Source organism: Sporomusa termitida, assembly GCF_007641255.1.
Lineage (GTDB): Bacteria > Bacillota > Negativicutes > Sporomusales > Sporomusaceae > Sporomusa > Sporomusa termitida.
The window spans coordinates 3,126,415-3,138,973 of sequence record NZ_CP036259.1; the positions used below are offsets into that span (position 1 = coordinate 3,126,415).

At 53.7% G+C, this 12,559-nt stretch carries 14 protein-coding genes; all 14 read right to left on the bottom strand.

The genetic code is table 11. The features are described from left to right. Positions 1–2 precede the first annotated feature (2 nt). On the bottom strand, positions 3–422 hold the full coding sequence (locus SPTER_RS14750) for a glycine cleavage system protein H (protein WP_144351075.1): 420 nt from the start codon (positions 420–422) through the stop codon (positions 3–5). Further along, on the bottom strand, positions 422–1,534 hold the full coding sequence (locus tag SPTER_RS14755) for a lipoate--protein ligase family protein (RefSeq protein ID WP_144351076.1): 1,113 nt from the start codon (positions 1,532–1,534) through the stop codon (positions 422–424). The genes SPTER_RS14750 and SPTER_RS14755 overlap by 1 nt, the downstream gene beginning before the upstream one ends. Further along, positions 1,535–2,227 (bottom strand): lipoyl(octanoyl) transferase LipB, encoded by a 693-nt coding sequence (gene lipB / locus SPTER_RS14760; protein WP_144351077.1) that lies wholly within the window; start codon positions 2,225–2,227, stop codon positions 1,535–1,537. Next, positions 2,224–2,523 carry a DUF6506 family protein gene (locus tag SPTER_RS14765; RefSeq protein ID WP_144351078.1) on the bottom strand — a complete coding sequence of 100 codons (300 nt, stop codon included), beginning with the start codon at positions 2,521–2,523 and terminating at the stop codon, positions 2,224–2,226. Before SPTER_RS14765 ends, lipB begins: the two co-directional genes overlap by 4 nt. Positions 2,524–2,562: 39 nt before the next feature. Beyond that, positions 2,563–3,438 (bottom strand): lipoyl synthase, encoded by an 876-nt coding sequence (gene lipA, locus SPTER_RS14770; RefSeq protein WP_144351079.1) that lies wholly within the window; start codon positions 3,436–3,438, stop codon positions 2,563–2,565. Then, positions 3,438–3,779, bottom strand: a complete 342-nt coding sequence (locus SPTER_RS14775) for a carboxymuconolactone decarboxylase family protein (RefSeq protein WP_144351080.1) — start codon at positions 3,777–3,779, stop codon at positions 3,438–3,440. The genes lipA and SPTER_RS14775 overlap by 1 nt, the downstream gene beginning before the upstream one ends. A gap of 36 nt (positions 3,780–3,815) precedes the next feature. After that, positions 3,816–5,012 carry a dihydrolipoamide acetyltransferase family protein gene (locus SPTER_RS14780; RefSeq protein WP_144351081.1) on the bottom strand — a complete coding sequence of 399 codons (1,197 nt, stop codon included), beginning with the start codon at positions 5,010–5,012 and terminating at the stop codon, positions 3,816–3,818. Beyond that, positions 5,012–6,040 carry an ATP-NAD kinase family protein gene (locus tag SPTER_RS14785; RefSeq protein WP_144351082.1) on the bottom strand — a complete coding sequence of 343 codons (1,029 nt, stop codon included), beginning with the start codon at positions 6,038–6,040 and terminating at the stop codon, positions 5,012–5,014. The genes SPTER_RS14780 and SPTER_RS14785 overlap by 1 nt, the downstream gene beginning before the upstream one ends. Before the next feature lie 26 nt (positions 6,041–6,066). Continuing rightward, complete coding sequence (locus SPTER_RS14790; RefSeq protein WP_211367288.1) at positions 6,067–7,038, bottom strand: alpha-ketoacid dehydrogenase subunit beta; 972 nt, start codon at positions 7,036–7,038, stop codon at positions 6,067–6,069. Positions 7,039–7,060: 22 nt separating this feature from the next. Continuing rightward, positions 7,061–8,023 (bottom strand): thiamine pyrophosphate-dependent dehydrogenase E1 component subunit alpha, encoded by a 963-nt coding sequence (locus SPTER_RS14795; protein ID WP_144351083.1) that lies wholly within the window; start codon positions 8,021–8,023, stop codon positions 7,061–7,063. Between the two features lie 46 nt (positions 8,024–8,069). After that, positions 8,070–8,441, bottom strand: a complete 372-nt coding sequence (locus SPTER_RS14800; protein ID WP_144351084.1) for a Lin0512 family protein — start codon at positions 8,439–8,441, stop codon at positions 8,070–8,072. Positions 8,442–8,709: 268 nt separating this feature from the next. Further along, positions 8,710–10,689 (bottom strand): sigma-54-dependent Fis family transcriptional regulator, encoded by a 1,980-nt coding sequence (locus tag SPTER_RS14805; RefSeq protein ID WP_144351085.1) that lies wholly within the window; start codon positions 10,687–10,689, stop codon positions 8,710–8,712. A 283-nt stretch (positions 10,690–10,972) separates the two neighbouring features. Then, complete coding sequence (locus SPTER_RS14810; protein WP_144351086.1) at positions 10,973–11,590, bottom strand: GyrI-like domain-containing protein; 618 nt, start codon at positions 11,588–11,590, stop codon at positions 10,973–10,975. 347 nt (positions 11,591–11,937) lie between these two features. Then, complete coding sequence (gene msrA, locus SPTER_RS14815; RefSeq protein ID WP_144351087.1) at positions 11,938–12,435, bottom strand: peptide-methionine (S)-S-oxide reductase MsrA; 498 nt, start codon at positions 12,433–12,435, stop codon at positions 11,938–11,940. Positions 12,436–12,559: the final 124 nt, after the last annotated feature.

Consider the following 12,559-nt stretch of genomic DNA (forward strand, 5'->3'; position numbering starts at 1 on the left):
AGTTACTCTGGTTTGGCAAACTTTGCATGTTCCTCGGTAAAAAATTTGTCGGCGTCGTCACCGTGAATGAGATCTTGCAGCCCTGCGGCCAGATTATCGGGTTCCATAACGCAAATCCAGCCCGCGCCATAACTGTCGCTGTTTAACAGCTTCGGATTACCCGGCAGTTCGCTATTGACCGCCAGCACCTTGCCCGCCAGCGGCACCTGAATCTTGCCGGCCCACTTCCCGGACTGGATGGAGCTGAGCGTTGCCCCGGCCGCCAGGGTTTTGCCAACCCGGGGAATCCTGATAAAAGTAATCTCTCCCGCCAATTTTTGCATAAAGTCGGTAATGCCAATCCGGATTGTGTTTCCTTCCACTTTTACCCACGCATGATCCCTTGTATAATAAAGCCCTTGCGGAATCTCATATTGTGCCACTAAAAATCACTCCCTGTTTCCTGTCTGGCTACTATCCAGTCGATTAATATGTCCTTAAAAATCTTAACTGCACCATTCTCATCCCGGCGGCACCACTCTGTCAGGGCAAGCCTGACATCACGCTCCCGCCAGCTGCGGCCGGTAAGACCGGCGGCCAGCGCCGGCAAATTATAGGGCTCCAGGCACGGCAGCTCCTGACTCTCAAATTCAATAATTTTATTATTTTGGATCACCAGGACAGCATAACCCGCGCAGGGTCCTCCCCGCCGGCTGCCACAGCCGCTTTGGCCGGCAACGGTTGTCTTGATGCATTGGGGAAACGGCTGCAGGCGTACATAAGTTCCTTCCTTGATTTTTACCTGACGTACCCTGGTCCGCTTGCCGGGCAGATTTAAAAATTCAGGACTGGTCAGATACTCCGCCGCCTGCCTGACGGCTTGCCGCAGCGCCGGCGAGTATTCACCCCGCCGGAGGTCCAGCCAGGCAGAAAAATGATAAACCAGTCTGTCTTCCACAGCCCCATAGGCCGGCATATAACCCAGTTCTTCACTCAGCGAGGTTAAATACCGCGCCATTGACAACCGGAGCTGCTCGCGGAACCGGCGGCCCGGGACCTGGAGAACATTGGCCATGGCCGTGCGGTCAAAAGCCAGCAGAATATTGCCTGTATATACGGAAAAACCATTGATATCGCCGGCCCCGTTGCCGGAAATTTTTTTGCCGTTAACAACAATGTCGGCCGGCAGCTTAATCGCGGCCCTGACCGCAAAGTCTGCTAACGTTTTTATGGCCGGTTGTAAAAACTGTACAAAGAATTCCTCGCGCCGGCCTGTCAGGAGCGGATTGAAGGACCGCAGCACCAATTGAAAAAAGATCTGTTCCTCGGCCAGCAGCACCATGCCGCCGCCAATATCCCGCCTGATGATTGGTATATTATGGTCCCCGCAATACCCGGTGTTGACCTCTTGCTGCAAGTCATCATGCAAGCCGAGGCAGACACAGCGTCCGGCCGGGCGGCAGATGACCAGTCCTTCCTGTTGCTTTTGTGCCAATGCATGGTAGATAGCCTGGGTCTCAGCCCACGGTATAGCTCCCAGCCGATATAGGTCCATTCACTGCCCTCCGTGTAAGCAAGCCTGTTTAATTAAGGAGAACTCTACACCGAAAACACCGGCAAACTGGGCAGCCAGCTGTTGGCAGACTTCAGCAAGGGTCGCCTCAACCCCCAGTGCCTGCATGGACGCAACCGGCCGGTTGGTTAGCCCGCAAGGATTAATCAAGCCGAAATAACTCATATCAGGCTGTACATTCAGGGCAAAACCGTGCATGGTTACCCAGCCGCGCGCGCCGATGCCGATGGCGGCTATCTTGCCGCTATCAGTCCAGACCCCGGTTAGCCCATTTTCCCGGAAGCTCCTGATGCCGAATTGGTCCAGTGTCCTGATAATTACTTCCTCCAGCATCTCTGTATAACGGTGCAGGTCCTGTTTATAGCCCCTGAGGTCCAATATCGGATACCCGACCAGCTGACCGGGGCCATGATAGGTGACATCCCCGCCCCGGTCGACTTCAATAACCTCAAGTCCCTTCGCCAGCAGGGCATCACCGGCGACCTTAATGTTGTCCATACTGCCGGACCTGCCCAGCGTGTATACAGGCAAATGCTCAACAAGCAGCAAGGTGTCGCTGCAACTGCCGCGGCGGCGGGCCGCCGCAACCGCCTGTTGCAATTGCCAGACCTCGCCATAAGGCCGGCGCCCTAACAGGACTAACCGGCAGGCTTTAGGTCCAATCTGCGCTCTCAAAAAACATCATCGCCGCTTTTTCCAGCCAGCCCGGGGTGAACATCAAACCGCACCACCCCGACGACAGCCTGCTTGCGGGCGGCCTTGTTAACGGCTGCCACCCCTTCGTGTCCGAAGCCGCCGCATAATTCTATCGCGCTTATGCCTTGTTCAACAAGCTCGCCCACGGCGGCAACAGCCGCCCGGACATCGCTTACCCCCACAACAGTCAACGCTACCGCCGGCGTGGCGATTACCGCCCGGTGCTGCTCGCTGTCAGCCTCAGGCGCAATAAAGATAAAAGCTGCTTTAAGCATTGTCATCCCTCCCTCTGAATACCGATTCGTATCGGCTGATCAAGCCTGGATCAGTTCGGCCAAGGAATACCCGGCGTGATAGGAACTGCGCACCAGCGGTCCGGCATTCACCTGCCGAAAGCCGATTTTTTGCGCGGTCTGCGCCAGCTCTGTAAACACATCAGGATGTATGTATTCCTTAACAGGCAAATGAGCCGGCGACGGGCTGAGATACTGTCCCAGGGTCAGCATTTTACAGCCGCACTGATGTAAATCCTTCATTACTGCAACTGCTTCCGCGATTTTCTCACCCAGTCCCAGCATCAGGCCTGATTTGGGTAATATCCCGGCCTGGCTGGTCCGGGTTATTAGCGCCAGAGAGCGCGAATAACCCGCCTGCGGCCTGACAACCGGGTACAGCCTGGGAACAGTTTCAATATTATGGTTAAGAATATCGGGATTCGCCTGGAGCACAATTTCCAAGGCCGGCATACTGCCTTTAAAATCCGGAATAAGTACCTCGATGCCGGCCTTAGGCAGCTGTGCCCGCACCGCCCCGATAGCGGCCGCAAACTGTCCGGCCCCGCCGTCGGCAAGATCGTCCCGGGTCACCGACGTAATAACAACATGCTGTAACCCTAACTGCCTGGCAGTTGCGGCCAGCAGCTGCGGTTCATTAGGGTCCACCGCCGCGGGGCTGCCGTGAGGCACGGCGCAAAAGCGGCAATTCCGGGTACAGTGGCTGCCTAAAATCATAAACGTACAGGTCTTATTGCCAAAGCATTCGCCGATATTGGGACAGTCGGCGCTTTCACACACGGTATGTAACCGGCCTTGGTCCAGCAGCGCTTTCATCCGGTTAAGCGCCGGTTCTTCAGGTACCGGCAAAGTAAGCCATGGTGGTCTGTCAGTAGCCCTACCGGCAGTGTTAGCCATTACTCGAACGCGTCAAGCGCTTTCATAATCGTAGTGGACAGGTAGGCCATCGCCGGTGATCCGCCAAAGGCTACGGAGACTGCGGCCGCTTCCAGGATTTCCTCTCTGGTCGCTCCCTCGGCCAAGGCATTTTTGACATGAATATTCATACAATATTCGCAGCGTACGGCCAGGGCGATGCCGATCCCGATCAGTTCTTTGTACTTGCGCTCTAATTCCCCTTCCACATAGGCGGCCTGATCCATCTGCACGAACGCGGCCATCAGCTCCGGGCTTTCAGCTTGCACCTGCTCCATACCCGTCTGTAGTTCACTCTCTAATTCCATGCAATCTCCTGCCATTGTATCTCCCTGCCTTTTCTTTTTATTTTGTCAGGCTTAAATAAAGATTTTATAGGGCTGCTCAATCAGTTTAATTAACAAGGCCAAAAATTCTGCTGCCGGCGCGCCGTCGATTACCCGGTGATCAAAGGCCAGCGACAAACCCATGATGGGTTTAATGACAATTTGTTCCCCCTGAACAGCAGGCTGCCTGACAGTCCGCCCGACACCTAGGATCGCCGACTCCGGCTGATTGATAATGGGCGTAAAGTAATCGACCGATCCGTAACCGCCCAAATTAGTAATGGTAAAGGTGCCCCCGGTCATCTCGGCCGGGTCCAGCTTGTTTTTCCGGGCCCGTTTGGCAAAATCCTTAATTTCCTTGCTGACATCGGCCAGGCTCTTTTGGTTGGCATTCTTAACAACCGGCACAACTAATCCGTCCGGAATCGCGATGGCCACCCCGACATTGATATCCTGCAAAACCCGGATCTCCTCCCCGCTCAGGGTCGAGTTAAGCCGGGGGTGAGCCTGCAGGGCTTTCGCCACCGCCTTAACAAGGATGTCGGTAACGGAGATTTTCTCGGTATCCTTAACCTCGGCATTTATAGTGGCCCGCAAAGCCTGCAGGGCTGCTATATCCACACCCGCATGATGCGTAACCTTCGGCGCCACAGCCCAGCTGTTGGCCATGTTTTCACCGATAGCCTGGCGCATGCCCTCATAAGGAATAACCTCAAGGACAGCGCGATCGTCGGTGTCGGCGGCGGCATTAGCGATGGCCTGTTCTATGTCTTCCCTGACAATCCGGCCTTCCGGCCCGGTGCCGGCAATCACGGTATAATCAATGGCATTGGCCTGGGCCAGCGCCCGGGCGGCCGGGGAGATTTTCACCCTGGCGCCTGGCGCGGCCGCCACGGCTTTCCTGGCCGGCTGCCCGCCGGCGGCCTTACCGGCCGGCACTGCTTTAGCGGTACTGTCGGCGGCAGCCCGGAGCAGCTCGCTGATATCTTCGCCGGCCTTGCCAATAACCCCCAGGAGACCGCCAATCGGCAGTTTTGCTTTCTTATTGGCAACAATCTTTAGCAAAACCCCGTCGGCCGGGGCGTCAATTTTATTGGCGATCTTATCGGTCATGACCTCCAGCAGGGCCTCGCCCTTCTTGACCGGATCGCCTTCATTGATCAGCCATTTGCCTACAGTACCTTCTTTCATGGACAAGCCTAGTTTCGGCATATTAACCTCTGTGGCCATTACTGCTCCTCCTCATCGTGAACTGGGTTTACATTGGTGTTGAACTTACTGTAGCCGCCGGCGACAGCTAGCTGCAGCGCCGCTTCGGCATCGATTACGTTAGGCCCGTCAAAAGTCAGCTCAATGTGAGCTTGTTCCCCGCCCCGGATCTCAACCTCCCGCTCGCCGTCCAAAGCAATTACACAGGCTTCATTGACCTCAATAACCTGACCAAGCCTGATATAGCGATAATTCCGGACCGGTACCTGTTCAATCAGGCCGGGGGCAATCGGCGCCCGCAGCTGAATGCTGCCCGGACCGACTTCAATATCGGCTCCGCGGGGCTCAACGGGCGTTACCGGCACCAGATTACCGGCGATTGACGCTATGCCGATGTTATGCGGCTCGCCTCTGGTCACGACAATCCGCCTGATTTTGGCTGCATCCCAGACTGCCCTTGAACCAATAAAGGCTTCATTAAGCACAACCGCGTCAACAATCGCACAATCAATCAGCCGGCCATTCTTATAGATGTTAAGCTTTTTACTGGGTTTTATCGCCGGTGCCCCGGTTACCAGCCCCTGGGCAACGACGGCGGCCGCCAAACCGGCGATTGTGCCTTCGACCAACGTGGGAAAAACATTGTTCGTCCCCGTGGAAATCGGCAGCAGGGGCACAGCCTGGCAGCCCTTGGCAACCATGCGGTTTGTGCCGTCACCGCCCAGCGTAATCAAACAGCCGGCCCCGCCCTGGGCCATAATGGCGGCGGCCTGAAAGCTGTCCAGCTGGGTGCCGGTCATACACATCTCGGCCGCTGTCAGTTCCATATCCGGCCGGTGCCGGCTGCAAATGCTCGCCGCCGCCCCCGGGACAATGCCATAATACTCCGGCATATAGGTGATTTTGGTAATGCCGGCAGCCGCCAGACTGAGAATAAGCCGCCGGACAATATTCACCTTTTCCTGATTATCCACAACCGTTCCGTACGCCACCAGCCGCCGGATATCCTTACCTGATGCCGGATTGGCGATGATGCCGACATGCCCCATACTCCCCTCACCACCTTGTATGCTGGTTAGAACAGGCTTTTAACGGCAGCCGCGATTTGTTCCTCACTGGGAATGACAATACGTTCCAGCGCCGGGCTGAATGGAATCGGGGCAAAAGGCATAGCCACCCGTTTAATGGGACCATCCAGCAGATCCATTCCTTCCTCCGCCACAAAAGCGGCGATTTCACCGCCAAAGCCGCCGGTTTTAACCGCTTCATGCACAATAACCAGTTTGCCGGTCCTGCCTACCGATTGTAAGATACTGTCGGTATCAAGCGGGATCAGGGTACGGGGGTCAAGCACTTCGGCGTTAATCCCCTCCCCGGCCAGGGCTTCGGCTGCGACCAGGGCTTTCTGCACCATCCAGGACCAGGCCACAATCGTTACGTCAGAGCCGGCTCGCTTTATATCGGCCTTGCCGAGGGGAATAACATACTCGCCCTCAGGCACATCGCCTTTGACGCCAAACAGCTGCTTATGTTCGATATACATGACCGGATTGTTATCCCGGACCGCCGCCGCCATCAGTCCCTTGGCATCGGCCGGGGTCGAGGGCATTACCGTTTTTACACCGGGGATATGCGTAAACCAGGCTTCCAGGGATTGCGAATGCTGCGCGGCAGCGCCCATTCCGGCGCCGCAGGGAGTTCTCAGCACCATTGGGATTTTAGCCTTGCCGCCAAACATATAGTGCATCTTTGCCGCCTGATTGAACAGCTCATCCAGGCAAACCCCCATAAAATCCACAAACATGATCTCGGCAATCGGACGGAGACCGGCGGCGGCCGCGCCAACGGCCGCGCCCACAATGGCTGTTTCACTGATCGGCGTGTCAATCACCCGCCCGGGGAACTCGGTAAACAGGTTGCCGGTCACGCCAAAGCAACCACCAAACTTGGCTACATCCTCGCCCCAGATAAAAACATTGGGATCTCTTTGCATTTCCACGCGCATCCCGTCTCTAATAGCCTCAGCATAAGTCATTTCTGTCATCATGTTCACCCTCTCCTAAATAAGATTATTCCGCGTACACGTCGGTTAAAGCGTCTTCCGGGCCAGGGTACGGACTGTCTTGCGAGAATTTAATAGCCGCCGCAATTTGCGCCTCCACTTTGGCCTTGATTTCATCTAATTCAGCATTGCTGGCATATTTGAGCTCCACCAGCTTGTGTTCAAACCGGGGAATGGGATCTTTCTGCAGCCAGACTTCCTGCTCGGCCGGGTCTTTGTAGGCGCCGGGATCACCTTCAAAATGACCGCGCCATCGCCAGGTCTTGCATTCAATCAGGCTGGGGCCGTCGCCTTTCCTGGCCCGGGCAACCGCCGCCGCTGCCGCTTCGTAAACAGCAATCACATCATTGCCGTCCACCGTCACCCCCGGGATGCCATAGGCGCCGGCCCGGTCTGAGACGTCGGTAATCCGCATGTGCTGCCGCTGGCAATTGGAAATACCGTACATGTTATTTTCACAAACAAACACCAGCGGCAGTTTCCAGATGGAAGCCATATTCAGCGCCTCATGGAAAGTACCGCGGTTGGATGCGCCATCGCCAAAGAAACATACGGCCACAGCATCGGTTTTTTTATACTGGCAGGCAAACGCCGCCCCGGCTGAAATCGGCTGGCCGGCGCCGACAATGCCGTTGGCCCCCAGAATACCCAGCTCAACATCGGCAATATGCATAGAGCCGCCTTTGCCTTTGCAATAGCCGGTAGCCTTGCCGAACAATTCGGCCATCATCAGGTCAACCTTGCCGCCTTTGGCCAGCAAATGCCCATGGCCCCGGTGGGTACTGGTAATATAGTCCTTATCGGTCAGGCTGCCGCAAACACCGGTGGCGACCGCCTCTTCCCCCAGATACAAATGCACGAACCCCGGCAGTTGATTATCGGCGAACAACTCTACCGCTTTGTTCTCAAACGCTCTGATGGTGAGCATAGTTTCATAAAAGCCCAGCAATTTCTCTTTGGTAATTTCCATAATTCTCCCTCCGTTTTCTCTTCTTTGCTCGTACATGGCAATAGACTTAGCCAGCTGCAGACGTTTCAACATATACAGTAAGTGCAGCCACAGCAACAACAATAGTATCCCCTTCCCCGAGCGCCGGCAGGTGCAGCCCCTGGGCTGCAAGCCCCCCTGACACCGTTTCCACCGTTACAGCCCCAAACGGTATTACCTCCCTGACCGCAGCGGTTTTGATTTTTTCCGGCTGCGGACAGCCGATCCGCACTTCCACCTGCATCTGGTCAGGGTCACTGATGCCGGCAATATCGAATAAACCACAGAGACAACTTCTGGATATGGCGTCTTTTACGGCCCGCTGGGCGGCTTTAGTGGCATCGCCGCCGTGTAAATCAGCGCCCATGCCCAGTTCGACAATAAATCGTTTGCGTTTCACCTTATCACCTCCGTTTAACAAGTTTTCACTGAGCTGCAGGAATGACCATGCGCAACCACTACAATTGCAAATCCTGTGCCAACCACAAAAAAAGAACTGTCAACCCCCTGGCAGGAGCTTCAGTTCCTTGTATTAGCACAATTCTGAAATATCTATTTTTTTCCGGCTGCAAATATACCGCTTGCTTACAACGGGTGTTGTAGCATTGATTGTAGCACTCTGTAGCGTTCACGTACCTTACGCTACACTTTGCAACAATGATGTCCCACTAGTGAATGGAGTGCCTCTTAATTTTCCGATAAAGCGTACTGCGCGCAATTCCCAGTATCCCGGCTACCCTGCTGATATTGCCGCCCTCGGTCGCCAGTAACGCCCTGATCCTGGCAATTTCATAATCAAGTAAGCCCTGCTTTATCGCCTTATTGCCGGTCATAACCTGGTTCAGGGCCATAGGGGGACAGCAAATCTCAGTTGGGAAACAGGACACGGAAATAACACCGTTTGCTGCCATGTTGCAGGCTCTTTCGGCAGCATTGTGGAGTTCCCGGACATTCCCCGGCCAATTGTACCGGTTGATCAGGGCAAATACACTGGCATCAACCGTGTACACACGTCCCTGCTCACTGCCAATCTGCTTAACAAAATTACGGAACAGTAATTCGCTATCCCCCTGCCGCTGCCGCAAAGGTGGAATTTCGATCTTAAATACATTCAAACGGTAGTATAAGTCCTGCCGGAACATTCCGTCTTTAACAAGCCGGCTTAAATCTTTATTTGTCGCACAAATAATGCGCACATCAACAGGGATCAGCTTATTGCCGCCAATCCGGGAAACTTTCTTTTCCTGCAGCACCCGGAGCAGGGCAACCTGCTGCTCTAACGGCATATCACCGATCTCGTCCAGAAACAGGGTGCCGCCGGCAGCTAATTCAAATTTGCCGGCCCGGCCGCCACGCTTGGCCCCGGTAAACGCACCCTCCTCATAGCCAAACAATTCGCTGGCCACCAACTCTCTGGGGATGGCGCCGCAGTTTAACGCAATAAACGGACCACTGGACCTGGCACTTTTGTTGTGGATTGCCTGGGCGAACATCTCCTTCCCGGTCCCGCTTTCCCCCTGCAAAACAACATTAGACGCAGTAACGGCAGCCGCGGCCGCCTGGCGCACAGCCTCTAAAATCGCGCCACTGCTGCCCAGGATACTTTTGAATTGAAAAGTCGTATGGTAACCGCTGGCCCTGCTGATTAAGCTATGCCTCTTTTCGGCAGGCCGCAAGACAATAACCCCGCCATTGCTGCAGCCTTGTTTGTCAAGGATTGACTCACCCGAGATGATACAACGGTTTGGCCCTGCAGCACAGCCGGTCTGGAACTCCAGTTCAATCTGGGTCTCTTTGCCGGTTAGCAACTGTTGTATTAATTGATTATTCCCTGTAAAAATGGTCTGCACCGAAGCGCCCGGCAGCAGAGCGCCGCTTCGTCCCAATAGCTTTTTGGCAATAGGATTGTATTCTTTGACTAACCCCAAACGATCAAATAAAATTACCCCTTCCGACATTGTATTAAATATACTCGATAAGTGCTTATTCATCAAAGACAGTTCATACTTTTTTTGCTCCATGCCGATCTGCATGCTAATCGCGTTCGCGGCAGCCGCAACCATACCCAAAGTATGCGAATAGGCGGCCTGAGCGGGTCCTGATAAATCGAGAAAGGCAACAATCCGACCGTCAACGCCATAAATAGGCGCAGCCGAACAAGTCCACCAGTGATGTTTGGCGCAATAATGCTCGGCGCCGGAAACCTGCACCGGTTTACCGGTCGCCAGCCCAATGGCAATGGCGTTTGTGCCCACATCACCCTCCCGCCAGCTGGCTCCCCGGACAAAATGCAGCTTTTTGGCACTGGTCAGCGAATCCCGGTCCCCAAAGCACTCCATTACATAGCCGTTCCCGTCGGCTAACACCACAATAAAGCCTGAATCGCGGAAGAATTCATAAATATTAGCCATAAACGGCTTGGCGATATTAATAATATCCTGATTCTTTTCCAGCAGCAGCCTGACGTCTGCTTGTGCCAAAATATTCTGCGCCCTGCCGTCATCAGAATTAAGACCGGCCTGCGAGCATCTCACCCACGAGTCTGCAATCTCAGGCAGGATAATATGACGCTCCAGCTTCCCCTTGCCAATAAACGCTTTCCAGGCCAAATCTTTACTGGCTAACCCGGTTGGTTTATCTCTTAGCATCTGCCACACCCCTATCAGCGCCCCGACATTATTGTTGTAGAGGTTCGAAAAATAGCCCGAAAATTCCTGCAATATTTATCGCCGGGGTAAAGATTTTAACCAGGTGTCACTGATCAGCCTTCAGCCTCACCGTTCCCGCAGCCCTTCACTGCGGTATCGGAGAAAGGGGTCCATAAAATATTCAATAATGCGTTTCTGCCGCGTTTTGAAGCGCGGGGACGGACATTTTGCTTCGCAACAACGCAACAAACAGCGAAGCAAAATAGGGGTCCCCTGCTTCTGCTTATTTGGAAACAGGCAGTCTCAATACCGTATTCAATTTTTCCGGCTTGGTTCTGTTGGGGTCGGATAAATAGATTTCATGGTGCTTGCGGTCTGTTCCCGTCCTATCGGCAAGGCCGTTTTGCGCCATAAACGCTTTCATTTTTGCAATCGTAACCGGCTCGTTCGCATACGGCCCGCTGTGCAGCATTTGGACGCATAAACCCTCGTTGAAAACTTCAAGCCTTGGTTTGGTAAAATCAAGCTCCGGCTTTTTCTTGTGGGTCATCGCTGCTGCCCACTGGAAAACAGCGGGTGTAACAAATTCCGGCTGGCGTATCATCGCAATCCAGCGCCAGTTATGCCGTTGGTTAACAGCAAAGGCACCGCCTTCACACCACCACAAACCTTCAAGCGGAAAAACAGTATACTCAAAATAGCCGGCAATTTCTTTGCCCTTCATTTTTATGGTATAGGCAAGGGCATACAACAGAGCAACAGCGTCCTGATATTCTTTTCCCTTAGGGTCGCCTTGCCCATTCACCATGATATAGACCATTGCTGGCACATCAATGATTGCGGGAATGGCTTTAGGCAAATATAAGTCTTTATAATCCTTCCTGTAATCTACTTTAGGCATGTTCCTCCTCCTTAACTGGCATTATAATTTCAATTATATAGTTATTTTCGTCGTAATAGCGCAAGGCCTTTACACTTATTTTGGCAATCTGGGAAAACTCACTGATTTTATACTCCTTTTCCCTCCCTGATCAGTATAAACTATCCCCCGCACAGGCAAGTCAACTGCCTAATCATAAAAATTATGCAAGGATCGCTAAATGAAGCCTCTCTGAAATATGTACGCCAAGCTATTGTAAATAATATTGTAATATTTTAGCAGTGGAATAAAAGAAAACCACGCGTAAAACAGCAACGCTGCGCGTGGTTTCGTAAGAGTGGCGACAAGTAAAATCAGCTCCCTGCAGCTTAGCTCCGCTCCTCCGGCTTGGCTAAGCCAAGATCGATATGGCAGTACCCGCCCGGCGTTTTTCTCAGATAATCCTGATGATAATCCTCAGCCGGGTAAAAATTCTTCAATGGCTCAACCTCGACAACAATAGGGGCCTGATAGTGGGGCTGCATGGTTTTAATAAATTCCAGGATAACCGGCCGCTCCGCCTCATCCTGATAATAGACCCCGGCCCGGTATTGTGTCCCCCGGTCCGGCCCCTGACGGTTAAGGCTGGTCGGGTCGATGATCCGGAAATAATGCTCCAGGACCTTGCCGATTGGCAGCACCTCTTCGTCGTAAACGATTTCACAGATCTCAGTATGTCCGGTCTGCCCGGAACATACCTGCTCATAGGTGGGCCTGTCCGTATCGCCCTGCCCATACCCGACCCGTGTTTCCAGGACACCTTTCAGTTGCTGAAAGTATGCTTCCACTCCCCAGAAGCAGCCTCCTGCCAGCCATAGCTTTTTCATTAGCGGTCCCTCCCTCAAGATTTAGCATTGTATTGCTCATAAAGTGCCTGCCACCAGGAAGTAAAAAAACAAACTACCTACATATATTATACCGATTGTAACCGGATTAGCCGGTGCTATGCCA

Excerpts from the sequence above, each read along its gene's own strand:
- SPTER_RS14755 (WP_144351076.1), bottom strand. The coding sequence starts at position 1,534 with ATGGACCTATATCGGCTGGGAGCTATACCGTGGGCTGAGACCCAGGCT.
- SPTER_RS14765 (WP_144351078.1), bottom strand. The coding sequence starts at position 2,523 with ATGCTTAAAGCAGCTTTTATCTTTATTGCGCCTGAGGCTGACAGCGAG.
- lipA (WP_144351079.1), bottom strand. The coding sequence starts at position 3,438 with ATGGCTAACACTGCCGGTAGGGCTACTGACAGACCACCATGGCTTACT.
- SPTER_RS14775 (WP_144351080.1), bottom strand. The coding sequence starts at position 3,779 with ATGGCAGGAGATTGCATGGAATTAGAGAGTGAACTACAGACGGGTATG.
- SPTER_RS14780 (WP_144351081.1), bottom strand. The coding sequence starts at position 5,012 with ATGGCCACAGAGGTTAATATGCCGAAACTAGGCTTGTCCATGAAAGAA.
- SPTER_RS14785 (WP_144351082.1), bottom strand. The coding sequence starts at position 6,040 with ATGGGGCATGTCGGCATCATCGCCAATCCGGCATCAGGTAAGGATATC.
- SPTER_RS14790 (WP_211367288.1), bottom strand. The coding sequence starts at position 7,038 with ATGATGACAGAAATGACTTATGCTGAGGCTATTAGAGACGGGATGCGC.
- SPTER_RS14795 (WP_144351083.1), bottom strand. The coding sequence starts at position 8,023 with ATGGAAATTACCAAAGAGAAATTGCTGGGCTTTTATGAAACTATGCTC.
- SPTER_RS14805 (WP_144351085.1), bottom strand. The coding sequence starts at position 10,689 with ATGCTAAGAGATAAACCAACCGGGTTAGCCAGTAAAGATTTGGCCTGG.
- SPTER_RS14810 (WP_144351086.1), bottom strand. The coding sequence starts at position 11,590 with ATGCCTAAAGTAGATTACAGGAAGGATTATAAAGACTTATATTTGCCT.
- msrA (WP_144351087.1), bottom strand. The coding sequence starts at position 12,435 with ATGAAAAAGCTATGGCTGGCAGGAGGCTGCTTCTGGGGAGTGGAAGCA.